This is a genomic window from Cellvibrio sp. pealriver, assembly GCF_001183545.1.
Lineage (GTDB): Bacteria > Pseudomonadota > Gammaproteobacteria > Pseudomonadales > Cellvibrionaceae > Cellvibrio.
Genome location: NZ_KQ236688.1, coordinates 2,324,092 through 2,346,662 on the forward strand (window position 1 = coordinate 2,324,092; position 22,571 = coordinate 2,346,662).

At 46.0% G+C, this 22,571-nt stretch carries 19 protein-coding genes; 7 read left to right on the plus strand and 12 right to left on the minus strand.

All coding sequences use genetic code 11. The annotated features are described in order from the left end of the window. Positions 1-94 precede the first annotated feature (94 nt). Together VC28_RS10105 and VC28_RS10110 are read right to left on the minus strand one after the other, a co-directional pair. On the minus strand, positions 95-3,178 hold the full coding sequence (locus tag VC28_RS10105; RefSeq protein ID WP_049632323.1) for a TrlF family AAA-like ATPase: 3,084 nt from the start codon (positions 3,176-3,178) through the stop codon (positions 95-97). Beyond that, positions 3,178-6,093 (minus strand): SNF2-related protein, encoded by a 2,916-nt coding sequence (locus VC28_RS10110; RefSeq protein WP_231591710.1) that lies wholly within the window; start codon positions 6,091-6,093, stop codon positions 3,178-3,180. Before VC28_RS10110 ends, VC28_RS10105 begins: the two co-directional genes overlap by 1 nt. A gap of 252 nt (positions 6,094-6,345) precedes the next feature. Here VC28_RS10110 and VC28_RS10115 point away from each other — a divergent pair, with 252 nt between their 5' ends. Together VC28_RS10115 and VC28_RS10120 are read left to right on the plus strand one after the other, a co-directional pair. Continuing rightward, positions 6,346-6,567 (plus strand): AbrB/MazE/SpoVT family DNA-binding domain-containing protein, encoded by a 222-nt coding sequence (locus VC28_RS10115; RefSeq protein ID WP_049632324.1) that lies wholly within the window; start codon positions 6,346-6,348, stop codon positions 6,565-6,567. A 396-nt stretch (positions 6,568-6,963) separates the two neighbouring features. Further along, positions 6,964-8,247, plus strand: a complete 1,284-nt coding sequence (locus VC28_RS10120) for a mechanosensitive ion channel family protein (protein WP_304413524.1) — start codon at positions 6,964-6,966, stop codon at positions 8,245-8,247. A 51-nt stretch (positions 8,248-8,298) separates the two neighbouring features. Here the strand turns inward: VC28_RS10120 and VC28_RS10125 are convergent, their stop codons facing one another. The 7 genes from VC28_RS10125 to minC form a co-directional block, all read right to left on the minus strand. Then, positions 8,299-9,900: a di-heme-cytochrome C peroxidase gene (locus tag VC28_RS10125; protein WP_053094186.1), complete on the minus strand. Its 1,602-nt coding sequence runs from the start codon at positions 9,898-9,900 to the stop codon at positions 8,299-8,301. 175 nt (positions 9,901-10,075) lie between these two features. Beyond that, positions 10,076-11,617: a helicase HerA-like domain-containing protein gene (locus VC28_RS10130; RefSeq protein WP_049630526.1), complete on the minus strand. Its 1,542-nt coding sequence runs from the start codon at positions 11,615-11,617 to the stop codon at positions 10,076-10,078. 74 nt (positions 11,618-11,691) lie between these two features. After that, positions 11,692-12,312, minus strand: a complete 621-nt coding sequence (locus tag VC28_RS10135) for a YceI family protein (RefSeq protein WP_049630527.1) — start codon at positions 12,310-12,312, stop codon at positions 11,692-11,694. A gap of 30 nt (positions 12,313-12,342) precedes the next feature. Then, complete coding sequence (locus VC28_RS10140) at positions 12,343-12,981, minus strand: 3'-5' exonuclease (protein WP_231591711.1); 639 nt, start codon at positions 12,979-12,981, stop codon at positions 12,343-12,345. A 138-nt stretch (positions 12,982-13,119) separates the two neighbouring features. Then, positions 13,120-13,377, minus strand: a complete 258-nt coding sequence (gene minE, locus VC28_RS10145) for a cell division topological specificity factor MinE (RefSeq protein ID WP_049630528.1) — start codon at positions 13,375-13,377, stop codon at positions 13,120-13,122. A gap of 3 nt (positions 13,378-13,380) precedes the next feature. Next, complete coding sequence (gene minD, locus VC28_RS10150) at positions 13,381-14,190, minus strand: septum site-determining protein MinD (protein ID WP_049630529.1); 810 nt, start codon at positions 14,188-14,190, stop codon at positions 13,381-13,383. A gap of 95 nt (positions 14,191-14,285) precedes the next feature. Further along, positions 14,286-15,056 (minus strand): septum site-determining protein MinC, encoded by a 771-nt coding sequence (gene minC / locus VC28_RS10155; RefSeq protein WP_049630530.1) that lies wholly within the window; start codon positions 15,054-15,056, stop codon positions 14,286-14,288. Between the two features lie 231 nt (positions 15,057-15,287). Between minC and VC28_RS10160 the strand changes: the two genes are divergently transcribed. Together VC28_RS10160 and VC28_RS10165 are read left to right on the plus strand one after the other, a co-directional pair. Beyond that, on the plus strand, positions 15,288-16,820 hold the full coding sequence (locus tag VC28_RS10160; RefSeq protein ID WP_049630531.1) for a DUF3300 domain-containing protein: 1,533 nt from the start codon (positions 15,288-15,290) through the stop codon (positions 16,818-16,820). 187 nt (positions 16,821-17,007) lie between these two features. Further along, positions 17,008-17,574 (plus strand): hypothetical protein, encoded by a 567-nt coding sequence (locus VC28_RS10165; RefSeq protein ID WP_049630532.1) that lies wholly within the window; start codon positions 17,008-17,010, stop codon positions 17,572-17,574. 103 nt (positions 17,575-17,677) lie between these two features. Here VC28_RS10165 and VC28_RS10170 read toward each other — a convergent pair whose 3' ends face one another. Further along, positions 17,678-18,781, minus strand: coding sequence for a site-2 protease family protein (locus VC28_RS10170; RefSeq protein ID WP_231591713.1), 1,104 nt, complete (start codon positions 18,779-18,781; stop codon positions 17,678-17,680). Positions 18,782-18,975: 194 nt separating this feature from the next. Between VC28_RS10170 and VC28_RS10175 the strand changes: the two genes are divergently transcribed. Both VC28_RS10175 and VC28_RS10180 read left to right on the plus strand, forming a co-directional pair. Next, the gene (locus VC28_RS10175) at positions 18,976-19,809 is read left to right on the plus strand and encodes a CvfB family protein (protein WP_049630533.1); all 834 of its coding nucleotides are present in this window, start codon (positions 18,976-18,978) and stop codon (positions 19,807-19,809) included. A 25-nt stretch (positions 19,810-19,834) separates the two neighbouring features. Then, positions 19,835-20,830, plus strand: coding sequence for a Gfo/Idh/MocA family protein (locus VC28_RS10180; RefSeq protein ID WP_049630534.1), 996 nt, complete (start codon positions 19,835-19,837; stop codon positions 20,828-20,830). An 88-nt stretch (positions 20,831-20,918) separates the two neighbouring features. Here VC28_RS10180 and VC28_RS10185 read toward each other — a convergent pair whose 3' ends face one another. Together VC28_RS10185 and VC28_RS10190 are read right to left on the minus strand one after the other, a co-directional pair. Then, positions 20,919-21,473, minus strand: coding sequence for a DUF1415 domain-containing protein (locus VC28_RS10185; protein WP_049630535.1), 555 nt, complete (start codon positions 21,471-21,473; stop codon positions 20,919-20,921). Positions 21,474-21,475: 2 nt separating this feature from the next. After that, positions 21,476-21,958, minus strand: coding sequence for a YehS family protein (locus tag VC28_RS10190; protein WP_049630536.1), 483 nt, complete (start codon positions 21,956-21,958; stop codon positions 21,476-21,478). A gap of 73 nt (positions 21,959-22,031) precedes the next feature. Here VC28_RS10190 and VC28_RS10195 point away from each other — a divergent pair, with 73 nt between their 5' ends. After that, the gene (locus tag VC28_RS10195; protein ID WP_049630537.1) at positions 22,032-22,571 is read left to right on the plus strand and encodes a sugar O-acetyltransferase; all 540 of its coding nucleotides are present in this window, start codon (positions 22,032-22,034) and stop codon (positions 22,569-22,571) included.

Here is a 22,571-nt window from a genome sequence, read left to right on the forward strand (position 1 = left end):
CCAATTTCAAATGCTATTTAATTTATTTTCCAAGAATATCAACTTCAGCCAATTTATTTTCAATAGCGCCCCACTGTATTTTATCCATTCATAATCAGTGGTATTTTCCTGAGCGATTGTCGAACGCGGGCTTTGTCCCCTCTAAGACAGTTACAACAACACCATTTAATGTAGTATTTTCAATAGCGCCTGACTCATAACTAATTTTTGAGTTAGCTGCACGATCAAATTTTGCATAAATAATTTGCTCCGCATCACATACAACAGCAAGGTTAGGGTTGTGTGTAACCATGATAATTTGTCGCTTCTTTTTTGCCTCCGTTAGAACTGGCACTAAGAGACGAAAAACAGTTTCGTTATCTAGATTTTCCTCGGGCTGATCCAGAATAATTGGCATCTTCCCTTGATCTATCAGCAAATAAAAAATAAGCAATAATGAACCGCGCTGCCCTGGGGACAACTGTTCAATTTGAGTATCCTGGAATAAAAGTGAATATCTTGGCTCAAGGAAATTAAAACCAAATACGAGATCATAAACCGCTGTTGCATGGATACCTTTTTTTAATAAATTAAAAATGCCAATAGAGGATCCAGAATCTTTTGCGGCTTGTATGATTTTTTCCTGCAATGCGATAACAAATGCCTGCGCACCTTCTTGGGAGTTCAGGTCATGACTGTCGAATAACCGTCTAATTGTTGATAGCGCTCCGTCTTGCCCACGAAACTCACCCCAAGTTTGTTTTATCAAGTTAAATAGTTGATCGGCGATAGTATCAGCCGAAGCTGCCAAGGTAGCCTGAAATTGTAATCTGTAGTCCTCTCTGATTAGAGTGTTCTTTTGAATTAAGTCCTGAACTGGTTTGAAGAGTTCTGCACGAGCCTTGCGTTGAGAATCAAGAGTTTCGAATATCTCTCTCGATAGCTTCAGCCGAGTATTGCCCAGCTCTTCGAGCTGAGCTGGCAGCTCTTTAATCTGTGTAATTCGCGCTTCAATTCCGCTTTTAGTTTCAGGCTCTGTCGGAGTACCAATCAATTCAGAGAGTTTTTTATTCCACTCCACGAGCTGGCGCTGATAGGATTCAAACTGCTGCTGTGGTGCATCCAGCTTCGCTGTAAGCTCATTTTTTTTCACAATAAGAGCTTCAATTTCGATGACAAGCTTTTCTTGGCTTTCTTTAAGATTTTTCTGCTTCAATGAGATTTGATCGGATTTCTCATCCAGCACAGCGGTGTTTATCTCAATAGCGATTACATTTTCCCATGCAAGATCCAGCAAAGTCAGATCTTCAGCCGCGTCCTGTTTTGCTTGCTCAAATGCACGTTGAAGTAAACGCAATCTCTCCCTACTATTTGCAATAGCTTTTTGTTGCTTTGCAAAAACCGTACCTTCTGCCGTCATGTCCTGTAGTTGTTTCTTGGCTATCTCAACCTGCTGATTCACATCAGCCAAATTGGCTGCCGCTTGCTGTTGCTCTGAATTCATTGTTTGAGCAGGCTGGGTTACTTCTAATGGCTTTAGCTTTTCATGCTCGTCAATTTGTTTCTGTTTCAATAATAAAAGCTCAGTAAGCTTTTCCTGCTCGATTGGCTGAAGCTGCTCTTCTATACGCACGATTGATGCATTTGTTGTAGACAGCTCTTTACGATATTCGCTAAGCCGGTTTCTTAATGCTTGTTCCTGCTGATCAGTAAGTTGATCAAAATCGAGAGCACCCAGCCTCATTTCATCGCTAGTATGAGAAAATATTACAGATCGAAGTTCCTTCTCGAAGGCATCTGATTTTCCGGATGCATGTTCATTGCACAAATCTTCAAAATAGTGCTGCGGGATATAACGAACAAGTTCAGCTTTTTCTTCAGATGGAAGCTCGTTAAGTGGTCGCGTCTCAACACTCTCATCCCGCCACGTTAGTGTTCCAGTAAAATTTCGTGCAGGCTCCCCGGTTTTTCCCAGAAATCGATCACGCTTGAGGAAACCAAAATGCTTTGATTGCTTGGAGTTTCCAAGCGTAGCAATTACATCTGCTAGAGCACTCTTCCCACTTCCTTTATTACCGATGATAGCAACAAGGTCTGGATTTAGCGGAATGTCGCAACCATCCAACCACTGCCCAACATCAGTCTTAACTCCTGTTTTATTTACCTCGATAGATTCAATATAGTACGTTTTGTTTGACTCAATCTCTTGAAGCTTAGGTGGCTTATCGCCAATGAAGGAACGTTTAGCTGGCTCAAGAATAACTTGTTTTAAACCTCGAAATGAAGGGTCAGCTTTGATCCAAGTTTTTTTATTAGATGGAAAATCCCCATATCCACGATTATCGTTATCCCCCGGTGTACCGACAAAGCAATGAGCATCACTACCAGAAACGGCCAACCGAGGAATATTTTTCAAAGCGGCTTGGAAATTCTTGAAATATTTTTCATTACCTGTCGTGCACTCACCAACAAATGCCGCCCATAAATCAGCGTTCCGTGTCTCAAAAATTGGCGAACTCTGAAACAAATTCATAGCGTAGGCATAGTGCTCATGCCATTTCACATCAGCTAAACCATCGTTTGTATCAAAGGGCATAAAACCTATAGCGCATCCATCTGGAACTTTTCTGATTGCTTCTCGATAAGAGTCAGGATTAATTTCGGCGATAACAGAGCCCGCAAGCAATGCAGTTTCATCTGCGCCATCAACCTCAGTCTTGGTAAAACCGTGAGTTTTTAACTTATCCTCTCCCGCCCCCCTCGCTAATGCAATGAGCGCTGAATTAGACAAAGGTCTGTTGATTATTTCAATGCACAACGCTGATTTGAAATCCAGCAACATCTGATCTTCAATTTCGTTTGAAAAAAGAACATGAGCATTTAACCGTCCTTTCATTGGAGCAGCTAATCGAAGTTCAATTCCGGGAAAAACTGTTTTCTTTAAAACGGGCGCTCCTTGCTCCTTTAGCCGTCGTTGCAAAGCAAACCAACCATCAAAAGTCCAATAATCCATAAGAGCAAAAACTTCTGGCGCAGCATTATTCATTGCTGCGATCATTTCATCAACGAGCTTTCGATTTACATCAGAGAGAGGGTCAGGCTCAAATTTTTTACCTTGCCAATGAAAAGATGCTGGAGTGTGTACATGCAAGTCCCACTGATTCCAAAGGGCTCCCCGTGCAAGCTCTCTTTTTTTCATTATTTTAACTCCCATTCAACCGTGAATAATCCTCGCCCTTCAACCTTCTGTTGAAGTTGATCCTCTAGCTGACTAATTAAACCGTTACGCTCTTCCTCAATTTCGTCTTGGCGTAAAAAAAGATCTTTACGTAATTTACTGCGCCTTCCTTCCAATTCTCGCTGCTGTTTCTGACAGGCCAGTTTCTCCTCCAACGTAGGTGCCGCCGATGCAATACGGCGGACATCCTTTATCTGAACATCAATCGCTTTGATGTCTTGTTCTAAACCTAACTTTAAGTCATCTGCCCATGCATCCAGCTTTTGCACTTCCTGTTCAAAGTAGCCTAGATTGCGCTGGTTAATCTCACTTAATAAATTATTCTTTCTACTCTCTACATCTTCACTAAGCGCTGAGGACTCAACAACTGCACTCTCTGTATTATTAGATTCAACAAGGCTTGCAGGGAAGCGCAGTAACTTCTCCGGGTCATTCTCTTGCAGTGCCTCGCCGGAATGACTGCAAGCCGATACCAGTAAATGCTGCTCCTGATTTCCAAGCGCTTCCACTGTTATGAGCGTTGCTTTAAGTAGCCCGCCCTGCCCACGCCACTTTTCCAAGGTACTGACCTTGTTACCGTAGGCATCGTAATCAAACAAAAGACGCACCGGGTTTTGTAAATTTCTATTTTTGGCTTGGTTAATTACCCATTCTGCTAATGAATCACTAATACGATACAAGTGCGCATCACCAGTGCGCCGGGGCAATTCATATCGACCAAGCTTGATAGCAGGTGCGCCAATATTGAAAGCGTCAAGTTCAGACGGAAGGCTATGCAATACAAAACCATTACCATCATCCTGCTCATCAAACTCTGCGTAAGGTTGTAATTCTGTTCGGCTCAATTCCATGAGTAGGCGCTCGTGTTTATCAAGCACCTCCTTGCTATCCTGATTACGCATACGCAGCTTTTCTTGCACTTCCTCGTCAAAGTTTTCTAATAAAATTTTCCGAGTTTTAACCATCGCCTCATCAATTTCATTCGCCAACTCTTGCTGGAGTGCTTCAAAGCTTGTTTTGATTTCTTCCGGGTTGCGGCAATTCTGGTAAATAGCAGCGATACGGCGCTCGAAATCCACACCAGAACCAATAGCCCCCAGTACCTCATCGCTTGCGCCAAACACACCTTCAAATAGCTTGAACTTTTGCGCCAGAAGTTGATAAACACGCGCATCGGCTTCGTTACTTCTATCGACAAAGTTAACCACAACTACATCATGCTTTTGCCCATAACGGTGGCAGCGACCAATACGCTGCTCAATCCGCTGGGGGTTCCAAGGTAAGTCGTAATTAATCACCAATGAGCAGAACTGCAAGTTAATACCCTCTGCTCCGGCTTCGGTGGCAATCATGATGGTGCCGCGCTCTTTGAAATACTCCACTAGCGCGGCGCGGGTGTCTGCGGTTTTTGAACCGGTAATGCGGTCACTGTCTTTATGGCGTTCGAGCCAATCTTTATAAATTGCCTGCGCTCTTGAATCGGTATTGGTGCCATTAAATAAAACGATCCCATCTCGATATGCAGTGTTGGATAACAGAGAAAGCAAATATTCCTGAGTACGTCTTGATTCTGTGAAAATAATGGCTTTTTTCGCTGCACCTAAACGATCAAGCTCTGTGAAGGCTTTAGTTAATGCTGTGAGTAGCGCCTGACCTTTCGAGTTTTGGCGAATGCTTGTCGCAAGTTCTTTGAAGCGATTTAATTCCACTACCTCTTCAGCTATAGCTGCACGTTCGTTAGCGGTAGTTGTGCTGTTAGTTTCCCCAGCGGACTCATCGAATTCATCAACCAATTCATCCAGTGCTTCGAAATCTTCATCCAAGATTTCGGCAAGCTCTTCGGCTTCAGGCAGTTCATCCAGCTTGCGTTGCAAGCGATCAGCCATAGTTCCTAATGCCCCTGCAATAGCGTGGGAAGAAGAGGCCAAGAGCTTCCAGAGCACTAATGAAATCAGTTGACGCTGGCCTTCCGGCAACGCCTTTAAGTTCGGCCTGCGCAAATAACTACCCACCAATGATGAGAGCATTTGCTCCTCACTACTGGGGGTAAATTCTTCAACAATGGCGATACGCGCGGTATAAGGCACGTATTGTTGCACTTGGCGGCGTAACGTTCGCTTACACAGTGGAGCCAGACGTTCACGCAAGCTGTTGTTGGATTGTTCGGTACGAACGCCTGAGAACTGGCTACGGAAGCTTTCCAGATCACCAAACACACGCTCATCAATCATGCTGACCAAGCCGTAAAGCTCCAAGAGCGAGTTTTGTAGCGGGGTCGCAGTGAGAAGCACCTTGGCATCAACATGCTCAAGTGAATCCCGAATGGTTGTAGCGATCACATTTCCCTTCTTGTAAACATTTCGGAGGCGGTGAGCTTCATCCATCACCACCAGATCCCAATGAATGCGGCGCAAATCATCGGCCTTAGCCTTGGCAAACTGATAAGAGCAGATCACTGGGCCGTCCGGATAAACGAAAGGCTGCGCTTTACCGTCCTTTTTGAGGGCGTTGTAATTCTTGGCCTCGATTATGAGACCTTGGAGATTAAATTTATCTTGCAGCTCTTGGTGCCATTGCTTGCGCAGGTTGGCGGGCGCAATGATCAATATCTTGCGCTTGCGCTCAGCCCAGTGCTGGGAGATGACTAGCCCAGCCTCAATGGTCTTACCCAAGCCTACCTCATCAGCCAGTATCACCCCTTTCGACAGGGGGTTACGGCAAGCAAACAAGGCCGCCTCTACCTGGTGAGGGTTCAAATCAACCTGGGAATCCACCAGAGTAGATGCCAGAGACTCAACTGAATCACTGGCTGCGCGGCGGGTAAGCTGCCAAGCGATATATTGGCTTTGATGAGGGGTTAACAAGTGTGCAGACAAATCCATCCTCCATTGGTTAAAAAACGGGCACCCCTGCCAAATACCATAGATACTGACCACTGAGGGAGACCAAACAGGCTAATAGCTGAATATATCAGACTCTACTACTGCCAAAAACATGAAATCCATCATGGAAATTTTGGTTACGATCAAAACGAGAGAGGGCTAGCATTGCTGCCTCACGAATAGCGGCGAAACATACAATTGAATTATCGCGCCACAATGGCAGAACCAATAAGTAAAAGGGCACTCATGTCAAAAGTAAGTTCTAAAAGGCAAATCACATTGCCTATTGATTTATGTATCTTGGCCGGTATTGAGCCGGGAGATGAGGTGTCGGTTTTTGTTGATCGGCAAGGCATTCTTTCTGTTGTGAAAAAAACTTCTGGTTCAGCCAAAGGATTTTTAAGGGGTAAACGGGAAGTGAAGGCTATGAGCGATGAAAGCTCTCTGAAAAGTATTATCCAGTCATGAGCACACTAGGTGTCCATAAGGTGCCTTTTTGTTAAGTATCAGAGACCGCAGGTCCTGTGGCTCTTTCACCAGATCCACTAAATTGTCCATGTTTATAAAAAATAGATGGACAAGATATAAAATATTTTTTCCTTTAATTTCAATCAGTTACGATGTCCATTTTTTCTTGACTTGCAAGTAAAATGGCACACTTCAAAGAGAAGGAACACAACAAAGCGTTTTATCAACTTTGCCGGCATATGGAGCCCAATTATCATCAATACGAATTTGATTTGCGTTTGTACTTAACGCAGATTGAACTTTTTGGGGATATTTACCCCTGATAACATCCAGCCAACGTTAATTTCAACCGCACAGCACAATACGCATAACGACCATTTGACAAGAGAGGTAACCGTGGCGATAGAAATTCATTTGCGGGATTTGCTAACTCATTTCGGGTTGGGAAATAGTGAGCAAGCTTATGTCGCCAGTATTATTGTGGTGATCATACTGACATCGCTGGTGATCCATTGGGTTTTGCACCGTGTGGTGTTGAATATAGTGCACGCCAGCACAATAGATTCGCAGCAACTCTGGTTGCGCGCATTGTATCAACGCAAATTATTTACGCGTCTCGCATTAACACTGCAAGGCATTATCATCTACACACAGGCGCGTTTGTGGTTGGATACCGATGCGGGTGAATTACCGGCAATTGAAGTTATTACCCATTTATGGATATTGCTGTTTGGCCTGCTCTCATTTTTTTCACTGTTAGATACGCTGGAGGATGTGAGCGCAGCCAGTGAGTCAGCGCGCCGTTTGCCACTGCGCGGTTTATTTCAGGGAGTAAAATTAATCGGTGCCATCATTGCACTGATTTTTTCTATTGCGTTATTGATTGGTAAATCGCCGCTGATTTTATTCAGCGGTTTGGGAGCCATGACCGCAATTTTGTTATTGGTATTTAAAGACCCTATTCTAGGGTTGGTTGCAGGCATCCAATTATCGGCCAACAGAATGCTCAGCCTGGGCGATTGGTTGGAAATGCCCAAATACGGCGCGGATGGTGAAGTGACCGATATTAATCTAACGACGGTAAAAATCCGCAACTGGGACAAAACCATCACCACAGTGCCCACCTATGCGCTGATCTCCGATTCATTTAAAAATTGGCGCGGCATGTCAGAATCCGGTGGGCGACGCATTAAGCGCGCAATCCATATTGATGCAACCAGCGTTAAATTTCTGACTGAAGACGATATAAAAAAATTACGCAAAGCACATTTGCTCAGCGAGTACATTGAAAATAAATTAACTGAAATTACCGAATACAACAGCGCCAATAACATCGATACCAGCAACCCCGCCAATGGCCGTCGCCTCACCAATTTGGGCACCTTCCGCGCATACCTGACTGCGTATTTAAAAACAAATGCACATATTAATCTGGATATGACCCACATGGTGCGTCAACTCAGCCCTGGAGCCGAAGGTATACCATTGGAAATTTATGCGTTTTCCAATAACACACAATGGCTTGCATACGAAAATATACAATCTGATATTTTCGACCATATTTTTGCAGTGTTACCGGAATTTGATTTGCGGGTTTACCAATCACCTACGGGTTATGACATGCAGCAGATAGGAAAAACGTTCACCCAAACAACAACCACTATCGCTAATAACGAATAAAAAGTGAAAATAAAAAAGCCGGTCAACTGACCGGCTTTTTTCTCACAAGGGTTACAAACTTTTTACATATTCTACCAACGCCCAGCGTTCATCTTCAGACAGCTGTGTACCATATTCATGCCCCGCATTAGAATTACCCGGCAATTGGGTGTTGAAAAAGCTGGTGTTAGGTGCTTCATGGGATTGATGCCCGACCTTAATTAAATCCAGCTCTGTATTTCCCACATAAAAAGACACTGGCCGCTGCGCAGCAGGCAGCAGCAAATCATAAATCGTGGGCACAGAACCGTTGTGTAAATAAGGCGCAGATGCCCAAACACCGTTAATAGGCCGCGCTTTATAACTGTTATAAACGGTTTGTTGTGGTGGATCATCATTGGAGCGATATTCTTTGAATAACGCTTTTGTTGTCTGCCAAGGCTGATTCAACAAGGCACCAGTCGCTGCATGCGTCACTAAATCCAATGGCGATGTTTCGGCAGGCAGTTTATCGCCAAACAATACCATCGCTTTTTCACCTTCCAGAATGCCGCTTTTGACTTTGTGCTGGGTAAAATTTTCTACCATTAGTGGATCAGTCCCTACTTCTTTGTAAGGCGTGAGCACTGCGCGCAATTTACGTTTTTTATGGGTGGGATCAACATAGGTATGGCACTCAAGACAATGCTGATCGTAGAGTTTTTTTCCTGCAGCGATTTTTGTCTGATCAAATCCACCGGCCAATTCTGTTGGCCACTTGGGTGCAACCAATTGATAAAAATCGCGCTGTATGTCACCGAGGTTGCTGATGCGGATCGACGATGGATACGTCGTTTTATCCTTATGGATACTGACAGTACCGTAAACCGCTAATGCAGTAATCGCATTTTGAAAAAGTGGCCCAGGCTCTTTGTTCGGAGCCGAGGCATTCCATTGCACAATATTCAGATGGGATGCATCCCATAACACCGGATAGCTTGTCGGTGCATTAGGCATACGAGTGTTTTCTGGCATCGCCAATGCTTCTACCGCAATCGCATTAAAAATTTGCCCGAATGCGTCGAGGCGACCATGGCCGTAAGGAACATCTGTTGCGTTAACCGCAAAACGTTCTTCAAGTTCGGCAATACGTTTTTTTATTTGTGCTGTAAGAGTAAGGCTATCAATGTTTTTATCGGCATTGTGTCGCTCATTAATGGCGACTGAAAAACGTGAAAATTTTTCATTGTCATTTACAGTGCTTTTAAGCGAAGCCAGAATTTGTTGTTCAAATCCGGTGTAATCAATTAATGCCTGTCCACCATCAATGCGAATGCGCTTGCCATTAATACTCACTTGCCCGGTATGGCAAGCTGCGCAGGTCAAGCCAACATAATCGCCATTTTTGCGGTCGCGATCACGCACCACACCCACCGGCAATCCATCGGGGTTGTAGTCATCTGCAACAGTAGTAATAAAACCCAATGCGCGCATATTGTTATTATCGCGCAATAACCTGGTGCTCCCGGGTTGCTCCAGAGTCATAAACCAATCGTACGGAATTATCCTGGAACCAAAAGACGTGAATGAAAGTTGCTGGCGGGTTTTATGGTCCCACCCTTGGTCAAGATACACAGTGTCATCCGCCTGTAGCGGCATTGCGAATAATAATAACCAAGGAATTATTTTTTTCATGCTGCATCCTCCAACATTTTTAATGATTAGCTCCATGTCCTATTGGAGCTAACCATTAAATTCCGCTGATGAATGCAAATCCTTGCCTGACAACTTTATGTGTAACTGCAATCAGTAAAGACTATAGACGATGAATCTTCATCCGCATATTACCGCGCCTAACATGTCATCTTGATTAACGCCGCCCGCCCAACAATGAACCCAGAATACCGCGCACAATTTGCCGCCCCAGGTTACTGCCAATAGCACGTGCCGCACTTTTGGCAAACGCATCTACCGCTGAATCACGCTTGGCACTGGTGCGCTCTGCTTGTTGCTGTACCCTCTGTTGTTCTTTTTGCTGCTGCGCATATTCTTTTTGTTGCTGTTTGAATATGTGCTCCTGCTCTGCGCGCAATTGCTCCTGAATTTTTTGTTGCTGCTTCGATTGGGCTTGCTGGGCAACGCGACTTTTTAACACCTCATAGGCTGATTCACGATCAATCACCTGATTGTAGATCGCTTTGTAAGGTGAGCGGGCCATCACCTCGTTTCGCTCGTCATCTGTCAACGGGCCAATACGTGAAGCGGGTGGCGCAACCATCACGCGTTCAACCGGCGTGGGCGATCCTTTTTCATCAAGTACTGATACCAAAGCTTCACCTATCCCCAACTCGGTGATAACTGCCTCAGTGGAAAATGCCGGATTAGGCCGGAAGGTTTGTGCTGCAATTTTTACCGCTTGTTGGTCTTTGGGTGTGTACGCACGCAATGCGTGTTGGATACGATTGCCCAATTGGCCAAGCACTGAATCCGGAATATCGGCGGGGCTTTGCGAAATAAAATAAATGCCTACACCTTTGGAGCGGATTAATCGCACCACTTGCTCAATTTTATCGACTAACAATTTCGGCGCTCCGTTAAAAAGCAGATGCGCCTCATCAAAAAAGAATACCAGTTTGGGTTTATCGGCATCGCCCTGCTCAGGCAAATTTTCAAATAATTCAGAAATCAGCCAGAGCAAAAAAATGGCGTAAAGTTTAGGTTGGTTGACGAGTGTGGTTGCATCCAAAATATTAACAACACCGGTTCCCTCCAACGTCACTTGCATCAAGTGATTTAAATCCAGTGCAGGCTCACCAAAAAATTGATCAGCGCCTTCTTGTTCCAACATCATTAACCGGCGCTGGATTGCAGCAATACTGGCTTCACTGATTCCACCGTATTCATCTTCCAGATTTTTGCGCTCATCTTTCATCCAGTTGAGCATGGCTTGCAAATCTTTCAGATCCAACATCAACATGCCTTGGTCGTCGGCAATTTTAAACGCAGCGTACAGCACACCGGTTTGGGTTTCGTTGAGGTCAAAAAAATTAGCGAGTAATAAAGGCCCAAAATCTGAAATCGTTGCGCGTACAGGATGGCCTTTTTTTGCGTACAGATCCCAAAAAACACACGGAAATAACCGCTGCTGATAATCCGTAATATTCATTAACTGCACGCGCTCATCGACTTTAGCGTGCGGCTTGCCCGCTTTGGCAAGGCCGGATAAATCGCCTTTGATATCCGCCATAAATACCGGCACACCCGCTTTGGCAAAACCCTCCGCGAGCACTTGTAAACTAACTGTTTTACCGGTACCGGTTGCCCCCGCAATCAACCCATGGCGATTCGCCATACGCAAATTCAACTGCGCATGTTGCTGCCCATTTCCACCAATAAGAAAGTAGTTACTCATAATACATCCTGAAAATAATGTTTGTTTATACGAACAACAACTCAAAAAACCCACACGCCTACATCAACCTGAAATCACCGCTGCTGGAATTCTGCAAACACTTCAATATCAACTGCATCACCCACAGCAGGAATTAAATAATCGATACCAAAGACTGAACGGTTAAAGCGGCTAACAGCAGAAAAGCCCAAAGTGTAAAAGCCTGTCAGGATATTATCAGCGCCGCCGTTAAAGGTAACAACAAGCTCAATAGGGGCTGTCTTGCCATGCAAAGTTAACTCGCCGGTGAATATCGCTGAGTTTTGGTCAATTAATTTCACACTTACGGTTTTAAAAAATGCTTGCGGATATTTTTCTGCATCAAACCAACGGGAGCTACGCAAGGTAGCTTCAAGATCGGGATTATTTACATCAATGCTGGCAACATCAATTATTGCCGACAATTTCGCTGCCGCAATATTAGCGGGATCAAATTCCAAAGTTGCATCCACTTTATTGAATCGTCCGACAAAAGTAGACAACCCCATGTGATTAATTTTAAACAGCACTGCAACATGAGTTTGGTCAAGCGTATAGGAACCCTTTTCCAGCTGAAATATGCCGGTTTTTACCTGCGGCTTAATCAATATTCCGCAACTCGTTAACAACGCGCTGACACAAAAAATCATAATGATCGGGATCAAACCACTTCGCATGGCATTTAACTCCATTATGTCAAATTACGATCAGGCTATTGCAGATTTCACTTGTTGTTGCGCATAAAGTTGTTTGAGCTGATGCTTGGGCGTTTTTGTCAACGTATGCATAAACCCAAACGAAAGTGTTTCGATATTGTGATGCTCACGTAATTCATCGAGCATGCTTAACCATAAATGCGCCGTGACTTCCGCATCGGCCAATGCACGGTGATAGATGCCGTCATTGGGTAAATTTTTATACTGTGCCAAGGTTGCCAGTTGGTGATTGGGGGCCAGTTGAAAAATACGGCGAGCAGCCAACAAACTACAAGCTATTCCGCCAGAAAAGTATTTTTTAATGCGCCGGAATTCTGCACGCAAAAATCGCTCATCAAAACTGGCATTGTGTGCTACCAAATTATGCCCAGCGATAAATTCATAAAAATCTGCCATTACCACGGCATTATTGCGCGCGTCTTTCACCATGGCATTAGTGATTCCGGTGAGATTTTCAATAAATAATGGAATGCGTATTCCGGGGTTCATCACTTGCTGAAAACGGTCAGTAATTTTGCCGTTCTCAATTAACACAGCGCCAATTTCTATCGCCCTGTCACCCATATCGGGCGAGAGGCCTGTGGTTTCAAAGTCAAACACAACCAAGTGATCGGCTGATTTCTGTTGCACATCCATCACCATAAGTGGGGTTCACTATGCCTGTTTATTTAGGTCTACGAAAATACACCAGAAAAAAAGGGATGCACTGACAAGCCAGTGCATCCCTTTATATTCTCTTCTCGCTGCAACATAACCGCAGCACCGCGATTAATCCGGAAGAGTAATATTCAATTCCAACACCGAACAGTTGTCGGAATTATCGAGATTGACCGTTACCTGATCTGACTCGATGTGAATATATTTACGGATCACCGCAATAATTTCCTGCTGCATTTGCGGCAAAAAATCCGGTTGGTTCAAATTGCGCTTGGTTCGCTCATGCGCAACGATAATTTGCAAACGCTCTTTGGCCACAGAGGCCGACGAGGGCGCGCGTTTTTTCATTAAAAAATCCAGAATGCTCACGGCTTACACCCCCAGCAATCGTTTCAGGAAACTTTTCTTCTCCGCCTCAAGGAAGCGATGAGGAATATCTTTACCGAGCAAACGATCAACCGCATCGTTATACGCTTGGCCTGCCTGTGTTGCCTCATCAAGAATTACTGGTGCACCTTGGTTAGAGGCTTTTAATACCGCTTCTGATTCAGGAATGACACCCAACAACGGAATTGCCAGAATTTCTTCTACATCATTTACGCTAAGCATTTCACCCGCCTCAACACGGGTTGGATTGTAGCGGGTCAACAACAAGTGTTCTTTGATTGGCTCCAGACCTTGTTCAGCACGACGGGATTTGCTTTGCAAAATACCGAGGATGCGATCCGAGTCGCGTACCGATGATACCTCAGGGTTGGTCACTACAATCGCAATGTCCGCAAAGTACAATGCCATCAATGCGCCTTGCTCAATACCAGCAGGTGAATCACACACAATGTATTCAAAATCTTTAGCAAGTTCATTAATAACCGCTTCAACACCTTCGCGCGTCAATGCATCTTTATCACGGGTTTGCGATGCAGGCAGTATGTACAAACCTTCGGTACGCTTGTCTTTAATCAGGGATTGGTTAAGCGTGGATTCCCCTTTGATCACATTTACAAAATCGTACACCACACGGCGCTCACACCCCATGATCAGGTCCAGATTACGCAGACCCACATCAAAATCAATCACGACTGTTTTATGTCCGCGCATAGCTAATCCAGTACTGATTGCTGCGCTGGATGTGGTTTTGCCCACACCGCCTTTACCTGATGTAACAACGATAATCTTGGCCAAGGGAAGGCTCCTGTTTGTATTCAATGTCTAATTAAGAAAATGGTTTTAAACGAAAATAAAAATCGAACGGATTAAATGCGTTAACAAAAAAGCATTTAACTATTTACCAGCGCTTCAACAATCACTTTTTCTCCGTTAAGAGAAACTTGCACCGGTTTTTTTAATAATTCTTTTGGCAGTGAATCCTGCAATACAAAATTGCCTGCAACAGAAACCAACTCTGCTTCCATTTGCTGGCAAAAAATACGGGCGCTTTCATCGCCTTTTACACCTGCCAGTGCACGCCCACGCAAGGTGCCGTAAATATGGATATGGCCATCGGCCAATACTTCTGCACCTTCACTAACTTGCGCAAGTACAATCAGGTCGGCACCTTCGGCGTAAATTTGTTGACCGGAACGCACAGGGCGAGTGACTACCTTGCTTTGACGCTGTACCAAACGCTCTTCGATTACTGTCTCAACTACGGTTTCAACAACCGTTTCTACCACCCGTTCCACAACCGGTTCAGTTGGCTTTGCCACCTCGGCTTTTGGCAGCTTGAGCGCTCGTTCGCTGGGGGTTGGCAGTACTGCCAACCCGGTCTTGTTAACCGCCGCTAACAATACCTCAGGTACGCCGCTAAAACCTAGTGGTTGTAAATCCAGCTCGCGACAAATGGCAAGTAAATCCGCAGGCTTTTTCAAGCTTTCGGGGTTTTCAAGGCGATCCAGATTGATCAGCACAGGTGAATTGTTAAAAAACTGCGGTGCCTGAACAATCTTCTCTTTCAACTCGGCCAACAGGCTCTTGGGCTCATAACGCACAATCGCCAGTACCACCACGGTAACGGCACTGCCTTTTAACTGAAAATTCACATCGATCATGCGTGGCTCGCTTATTGGGCTCGGCTGTGGGATAAATCCCGGAGGGCATTTTTCACGAAAGTGCGCATTATCGGGGTGCCACCTGATTAGTCAAGCAAGGTATGCACTTTGATATTTATGTGGCTCGCATACAGTTCAGCTCGCGTTAAGCGCAACACTCCTATAAAGAATCCATACCTGTACCTGCGCCCTCATTGAGGGTAATTATTGGCTAACCCAGCGAGCGCTATCATGAACAGCCGCATACTCCACAAGCCCGGTAAACTTGCATTGACCATCAGCCTTTTATTGCCGTTGTTGGTTGGCTGCACGACCAGCCAGGCGGTAGACCAACCGGGCTACAGTGCGAGTGCAGCGCAAACGAATTTCAGTGAAGCCCAAGTGGATGCACTGCTCGCCCCTATCGCCCTCTACCCGGATACCGTTTTATCCCATGTGCTTATCGCCTCTACTTACCCTCTGGAAGTAGTGGAAGCCGACCGCTGGGCGCGCAACAACAGCCGCTTGAAAGGGGATGATGCTGTCTCGGCCGTCGATGGGAAAGACTGGGACCCCAGCGTCAAGGCGCTGGTCGCCTTCCCTGACATTCTGAAACGTATGAGTGATGATCTGGATTGGACCCAGCAGTTGGGCGATGCTTTCCTCGCCGATGAAGAAGGCGTTATGGATAGCATCCAAAAACTGCGCAACCGCGCTTATGCCTCGGGTAACCTCGACAAAGTCGAGCATGTACGGGTGATACGCGAAGAAAAAACCATTGTGATTGAGCCATCGGTTGAGCGTGTTGTGTATGTGCCCGCCTACGATACCCGCGTGGTCTATGGCAACTGGTGGTGGCCGGATTACCCGCCCGTGTACTGGCATTACCCGAGCAGTTATGTGTTTGTGTCAGGGTTTTATTGGGGGCCTCGGGTATATATCGGCCCAAGCTTTTACTTCAGCGGCTGCCATTGGCGCGACCGCCGTGTTGTGGTGATTGATCGCCATCACCATCACGGCCACCGTTTTTACGATAGCCGCAGCGTTGTGCGCTACAGCCACGCCAAACACTGGCATCACAATCCGGTTCACAGACGCGGTGTTGCCTACTACGACAACCACACCCGTGAACGCTTCCATAGCCCGCGCGAAAGCTATCGCGACTCGCGTGATTATCGCGCCAACCTGCGCAACGATTTTCAGGGCGGTGAGCGCGGACGTGCAATCGAACCCAACCGTGCACGCGACCAACGTCAGGGGCGCGACGAACAATTCCAGCAACGCCTGCAGCGCAATCAAGCGGGGCAAATACAAACGACAACCAACCGCGACCGTGCTGGGCAACATCAACAGTGGCGCGAGCAATCCCGGACAGAGCAACCCCGTGCAGAGCAGCTGCGTGAGCGGATGAACAGCCGTGAAGGTCGCCAGATTGACCGGACGGTATCACCTCGTACCCAGATGCAATCGCCGGAGCGCGCTGAGCGGATTGAAAGTCCAAGAGCCCAAAGAATGGAGCGCACCACCAACACTGAGCGAGATCGCACTATCAATCAACCTCGCTACGAGCGCCCGCAAGCAGAGCAAAGAATTGAGCGGCGCGAGACATTGCGCATGGAACGCCCTGAACGGCTGGAAAGACAGGAACGAACAGAGAGAGCGGAACGACTAGAAAGACCGGAACGAGTAGAAAGGCCAGAGCGTATCGAGCGTTTTCAACGGGAAGAGCGCCCCAGCCCACGCAGCAATGAGCGCAGCGAAGTACGCGGTGGCCGCGAACGCTAATCGCATAATCGCTTGATTTGAGAAGACACTTATAGCCCCGCGCCGGAATCCAACGCGGGGCTATAACTTATCGATAGCAATGCAATCGCCCAAATCCCTGTGCACGGCCACAGCAAACTTTTATACTACTGCAATATTCATTCACTAGACTGCAAGTCCTGACCGTATTACGAGCCCATAGTTGTTTATGCAGAAAATCGCATCCCTCTCGCGTATTGCCACCTTAATAATCCTGATGTCCGGCTTATTAGCTTGTAGCACTACAAGCAATAAAATTGCCCGTGAGGCCGATAGTTGGCCGCAAGGCATGCCGTCACGTGCGTACTTTGTAAAAGTATACGAGGCTGACAAAGCCAACAAAGACATCCAGACCCAGGAGGAATACCTCACCTGGATCGTGCGTTTTTACAATGGCTGGGAACTGTATCGCCGCGGCTGGATTAAGATGACCGACGAGCTGGTTGCGCAAGTCGATGACCCACGTCAGGTCAAAGAAATCAAATTCAAGATCGACCGTATAGGCAGACTTGTCTCTGGTGAGTGGGCAAAAAAATCCGATACCCGCACCATTTATCTGCGCCACGTATCTATTTGGGGTAACGCATTATTGGAATCGCTCGACCGCAATCAAGCGCTTCCACTTATCAACCGTGTCAATCAGGATGTCGATGATTTACTCGCACACAAAATTAACGCCGATGTTATTACCGCCGAGCGTTATTTTCCACCAGATGAAAACGATCCATTTTTGTAACAATCTATTTTTTTAACAATTTCGTTCCTACAATATCAACGCTTAAAAAAATCCCCGGTCGATTTACATCGCCGGGGATTTTTCATTAATACCTGCAAAAATTTTATGATGCTAACACTTTGATCGCAATTTCAGAGCCAGGCAAACCATCTTGGGCGATCAGGATAATCATCCCTAAAAACACCGCTACCACTGCCAGATACCATAACACCGAGAACCAGATACCGTAGGATTTTAACGGTGTAATATCTTCTGCCAAGCCCACCTTCCAACCTGTAACAATATCAATCACACCCAGCACAATAAAAAAGGTGATGAAATAAAAACCCAATTTCCACGCTAATACAAAACACACTGCAGAAATCGCAAGCAGCGCAACCAATGCCAGGTAGTTACGCCCGGAAAACACCAATGCTTTCACTACTCGCCCACCATCGAGTGGATACACAGGAATCAAATTAAATAAATTTAACAACGCACTGGTCGATGCAACCAAACCGGCAAAATGGCTGTCGGTAACGAGATACACAATGTAAAACACCACGGTCATGATTAAACCGAACACCGGCCCCATCATGGAAATATAGACATCCTGCCAGCGGGTTTTGGGCATATCACCGACGGCAATGCCGCCCACAAATGGAATCAAGTACATGCCTTTCGTTGGTAGTCCGCATTTTTTCATCGCGCGCAAATGGCCATACTCATGAAACACCAATACCCCAATCAACGCGAGCGCAAACTCAAGGGTGAACATCACGCTGTACACAGCAACCGATGCCGCAAGCAAAGCGACCTTAAACACCTGCACCGCTTTTAATAATTTGAAGGCAATCAAACCAATAGATAACCACGAGGTTGCAGGTTTTGTGTGTGCAGGTTCTTGTGTTGCGATGGAGTCTGCAGGTGCCACTTGCTCATCAACTACTGGCAAAACCAACGGCGCGGTCGCGTGCAATACCTGCAACTCATCCACCCAAAACTCATAGGTCACTAGCGCTGCCGCCACATCCATACGATACGCCAAACGCGCTTCACCCACGCCATCCAGATTAAAACGGTATTCGTTTTGTGGGCCAAAATTGCGCGTGTTAACCACCGGAGTAGCATCAACCAACACCACTTCTTCACCTGTACCCGGTGTTAATTCAACACGTATTTGCCTATCGGCATAATCAAACGACAACAACTGCATGCTCTTTTGCATAACGACAACTCAACTACAGCTTAAACATCAAAGATCGGGATTTGCTGGCCTCAGCCTGCGCTTGGGCATAAACTATGCGCTTTATTTGCAGCACACTCTATTTGCAGCACACTATTCCAGATTTTTCACTCCTGCAGACATCTCGCTACAGTAGACTTCTATAGAACAGGCACCAAAACAGGCACAGGCTTCCCATGTTACAAATCGGTAGAATCAACCGCTTAACCATCATCAAACATACTGACTTCGGCATTTTTCTTGATGGTGGCAAGTTTGGCAACATTTTATTACCCAAACGCCATGTCACCGACGACATGAAAATCGGTTTACCGCTGGATGTTTTTATTTATCTGGATTCCGATGATTGCATTATCGCCACCACACTCACGCCCAAAGCCATGGTCGGTGAATGTGCATTTTTAGAAGTCAAAGAGGTCAATAACGTCGGTGCATTTCTCGATTGGGGCTTACCCAAAGATTTGCTCGTACCCTATGGCGAACAACACAAACCTATGGAAGCTGGCCGCTCTTACGTGGTGTGTATTTATCTGGATGAATACACCGGCCGCATTACTGCATCATCACGCCTGAGCCGCCACCTTGAAGAACGCGCAAGCGGCCTGCGTGCGCAACAAGCTGTTGATTTATTAATTTGTGGCCGCAGCGATATGGGCTACAAAGCCGTTATTAACCACACACACCTGGGTTTGGTTTTCCGCGATGAAGCATTCCGCACACTGCTCTACGGTGAAAAAGTAAAAGGTTATATCAAAAGCATCCGTCCCGACCGCAAAATTGATTTGAGCTTGCAAGCGCAGGCACGCGACAGTAAAGATGATTTAGCAGAAAAAATTCTCGCCGATTTACAACGCCGCGGCGGCACATCTTACCTGACAGACAAAAGCGAGCCAGAAGAGATCTATAAAGCGTTTAATGTTAGTAAAGGCAATTACAAAAATGCACTGAGCTTACTTTACAAGCAACGTAAAATTTTAATCACCAAAGAAAAAATTACGTTGGTGCAATAAGAGTAAAGGTGGAGCAATAACAACAATGACTGATGTAAATAAAACCATCCGCTGGGGCATTATCGGTGTCGGTGATGTGTGTGAAGTAAAAAGTGGCCCCGGATTTTACAAAACGCCCCATTCAGAACTGGTTGCGGTGATGCGCCGCAACGGCGAAAAAGCTAAAGACTTCGCGCAGCGTCATCAGGTAGCACACTGGTACGATAACGCCGAGGCACTGCTCGCCAATCCGGATATAAACGCTATTTATATCGCCACACCACCGGCGCAACATAAAGACTATGCCATCGCCGCATTACAAGCGGGGAAAAACGTCTATATCGAAAAACCGGTTACGCTTAACGCAGCAGAATGCGATGCAATTATCGCAGCGGAAAAAACCAGCGGCAAAAAAGTCAGCGTTGCGCATTACCGCCGTTATGTACCTTGCTTTATGAAAGTCGCCGAATTGATTCGCACCGGTGCCATTGGTGATGTACTCATGGTGCAGGTGGATATGTTGCGGCCAGTAAAAGATAAAATTATTGCCGAAACCGAGGAAAATTGGCGAGTAAACCCTGCACTATCGGGCGGCGGTTTATTTCACGATTTATCCCCTCACCAGCTTGATCTTATGTTGTATTGGTTTGGATCAGTCGTACAAGCAAGCGGTTTTGGTTACAACCAACGGCAATTCAATGCAGCAGATGATTGCGTACATGGCTGGGCAAAATTTGATAGCGGCGTAGTGTTGCAAGGGCGCTGGCATTACGCAGTCGCACCGGAACAAACACGCGACCTGTGCGAAGTTATCGGAACCGCAGGGAAATTGTCGATCAATTTTTTTGGCCAACAAGTTATTCGCTTGAGCAATGCAGAAGGCGAACAGGAAATGGTTATTCCCAATCCGCAACACATCCAACAGCCGATGATTGAACAAGTAAATCGCTATTTCCGCGGAGAACAGGATAATCCGTGCAGCGTGAGCGAAGCCAAAAAAGTGATGGAGTTGATTGATTGTTTTAGTCAGCCGATGAATTAATACAACAACGTAGCCCGTATGGAGCCTAGCGAAATACGGGATTCAACCCAACGCCACACACCCCGCAATCCGTTTCACTCCTTGCGGGCTACTTGTCAAAAAGATACGGAAACAATTTTTGTTTTTCTTCTGCTGTTAAACTTTCTACTCGCGCCTTATTAATCTCTGGAATTTCATCTACATCAGCGAAATATTCCAGTGCTTTTTCCAGACTCGCCTCGCGGATGATATGCAAAACAGGATAAGGCGCGCGGTTGGTTAGATTTTCTGCATCGTCCGGTTCAGCATCGGCAAAGCAATAATCCGGATGAAACGTGGCGATCTGATATACACCTATCCAACGATTGCGTTTGAGCAGTTGGTCAGCCCAATTTAAAAACTGGTTGTAATCAAAAAAATCCTGTAAATGATTAGGGATGATGACTAACGTGGTTTCTATTTCGCTGGCTGGTTTTTCGTCGAGCAATTCCATTTCACGCTGCAGGTCTTGCAATAAGTCTTCATCTTCCTGCGCATTGCTAACAACAAAACGCACGCGATTTTCACGCGTAGGCTTGGCGGAAAACGGGCAAAGATTTAAGCCAATCACGACCTCATTTAACCAACGGGTCACATTGGCAATCACCAGCGCGTTTGTGTCCATCCTTAAACCCCGGCAGCACGCTGCTGCAATAACAATCCGAGCCCCTCAATAAAATCGAGCACCAAGCTATCATCGCAAACTTTGTAATGCTCGTGACCGGGTTTGCGGAACAGTGCAGACAAATCGGATTTGGTTAATTCAATGGTTGCCAACTTAAGCGCATCGCGCACATCCTGCTCATGCAAGTTGAAAGCGATACGCAATTTTTTCAGAACATCATTGTTGGAAATTTTGTGGTGTTTTTCGATGACTTCCGGTTGGGCATCTGCCTTTTTGCCGCGCTTTTGGTCGATTAAATTATTCAGAAAAATAAGCAGAATATATTCCGGCATTGATTCAAAGCCGGGTTGATAATCGGTTTTAAGCAGGTTAGCGACTTCTTTTTCGCTCAACTCAATATCCGATTGCGCAAACAATGCCTGAACTTGCTCTACCGTTAACGGCAGGGATTGCGTCAGTTTACGGAAAATATCATTGGTTCTCATACTATGGCTCTTTGAATGAATCAGTTAATTCGGGCATTCTACCGTAATAGATCCCATTCCCGTGAGCCAGCCGATGAATCCTTTTACCGAAGTAAACCCGCATGACCCGCAGCTCAGGGCTGAACGCAAACGCGCAAAGCAACTTTGCCAGCAACTCAACGCCCTGCCCGCCGATCAAATCAAAGCGCGCAAACCGATTTATCAACAACTCTTCGGGCAAGTATCCAGCGCCTATATCGAACCGAATTTCTACTGCGATTACGGCAGCAATATTTTTTTGGGCGAAAAATTTTATGCCAATCACAACTGCGTGATTCTGGATTGCGCCGAAGTCCGTATTGGCGACCGCGTCATGTTCGGCCCAAGCGTACAGATTTATGCAACAACCCATCCACTCGACCCGCTTGAACGTGCAACCGGCAAGGAATTTTGTGCAGCCGTCACCATTGGTGATGATTGCTGGATTGGCGGCGGCGCAATTATTTTGGCAGGCGTAACCATCGGCAAAGGTTCGGTCGTTGGTGCAGGCAGTGTAGTGACAAAAGATATTCCCGAAGGCGTTGTTGCGGTGGGAAATCCTTGCTCAGTAATTAGATCAACAAGTAACAATTAA

Excerpts from the sequence above, each read along its gene's own strand:
- VC28_RS10105 (WP_049632323.1), bottom strand. The coding sequence starts at position 3,178 with ATGAAAAAAAGAGAGCTTGCACGGGGAGCCCTTTGGAATCAGTGGGAC.
- VC28_RS10115 (WP_049632324.1), top strand. The coding sequence starts at position 6,346 with ATGTCAAAAGTAAGTTCTAAAAGGCAAATCACATTGCCTATTGATTTA.
- VC28_RS10125 (WP_053094186.1), bottom strand. The coding sequence starts at position 9,900 with ATGAAAAAAATAATTCCTTGGTTATTATTATTCGCAATGCCGCTACAG.
- VC28_RS10130 (WP_049630526.1), bottom strand. The coding sequence starts at position 11,617 with ATGAGTAACTACTTTCTTATTGGTGGAAATGGGCAGCAACATGCGCAG.
- VC28_RS10135 (WP_049630527.1), bottom strand. The coding sequence starts at position 12,312 with ATGCGAAGTGGTTTGATCCCGATCATTATGATTTTTTGTGTCAGCGCG.
- minC (WP_049630530.1), bottom strand. The coding sequence starts at position 15,056 with ATGATCGATGTGAATTTTCAGTTAAAAGGCAGTGCCGTTACCGTGGTG.
- VC28_RS10160 (WP_049630531.1), top strand. The coding sequence starts at position 15,288 with ATGAACAGCCGCATACTCCACAAGCCCGGTAAACTTGCATTGACCATC.
- VC28_RS10165 (WP_049630532.1), top strand. The coding sequence starts at position 17,008 with ATGCAGAAAATCGCATCCCTCTCGCGTATTGCCACCTTAATAATCCTG.
- VC28_RS10170 (WP_231591713.1), bottom strand. The coding sequence starts at position 18,781 with ATGCAAAAGAGCATGCAGTTGTTGTCGTTTGATTATGCCGATAGGCAA.
- VC28_RS10175 (WP_049630533.1), top strand. The coding sequence starts at position 18,976 with ATGTTACAAATCGGTAGAATCAACCGCTTAACCATCATCAAACATACT.
- VC28_RS10180 (WP_049630534.1), top strand. The coding sequence starts at position 19,835 with ATGACTGATGTAAATAAAACCATCCGCTGGGGCATTATCGGTGTCGGT.
- VC28_RS10185 (WP_049630535.1), bottom strand. The coding sequence starts at position 21,473 with ATGGACACAAACGCGCTGGTGATTGCCAATGTGACCCGTTGGTTAAAT.
- VC28_RS10190 (WP_049630536.1), bottom strand. The coding sequence starts at position 21,958 with ATGAGAACCAATGATATTTTCCGTAAACTGACGCAATCCCTGCCGTTA.
- VC28_RS10195 (WP_049630537.1), top strand. The coding sequence starts at position 22,032 with ATGAATCCTTTTACCGAAGTAAACCCGCATGACCCGCAGCTCAGGGCT.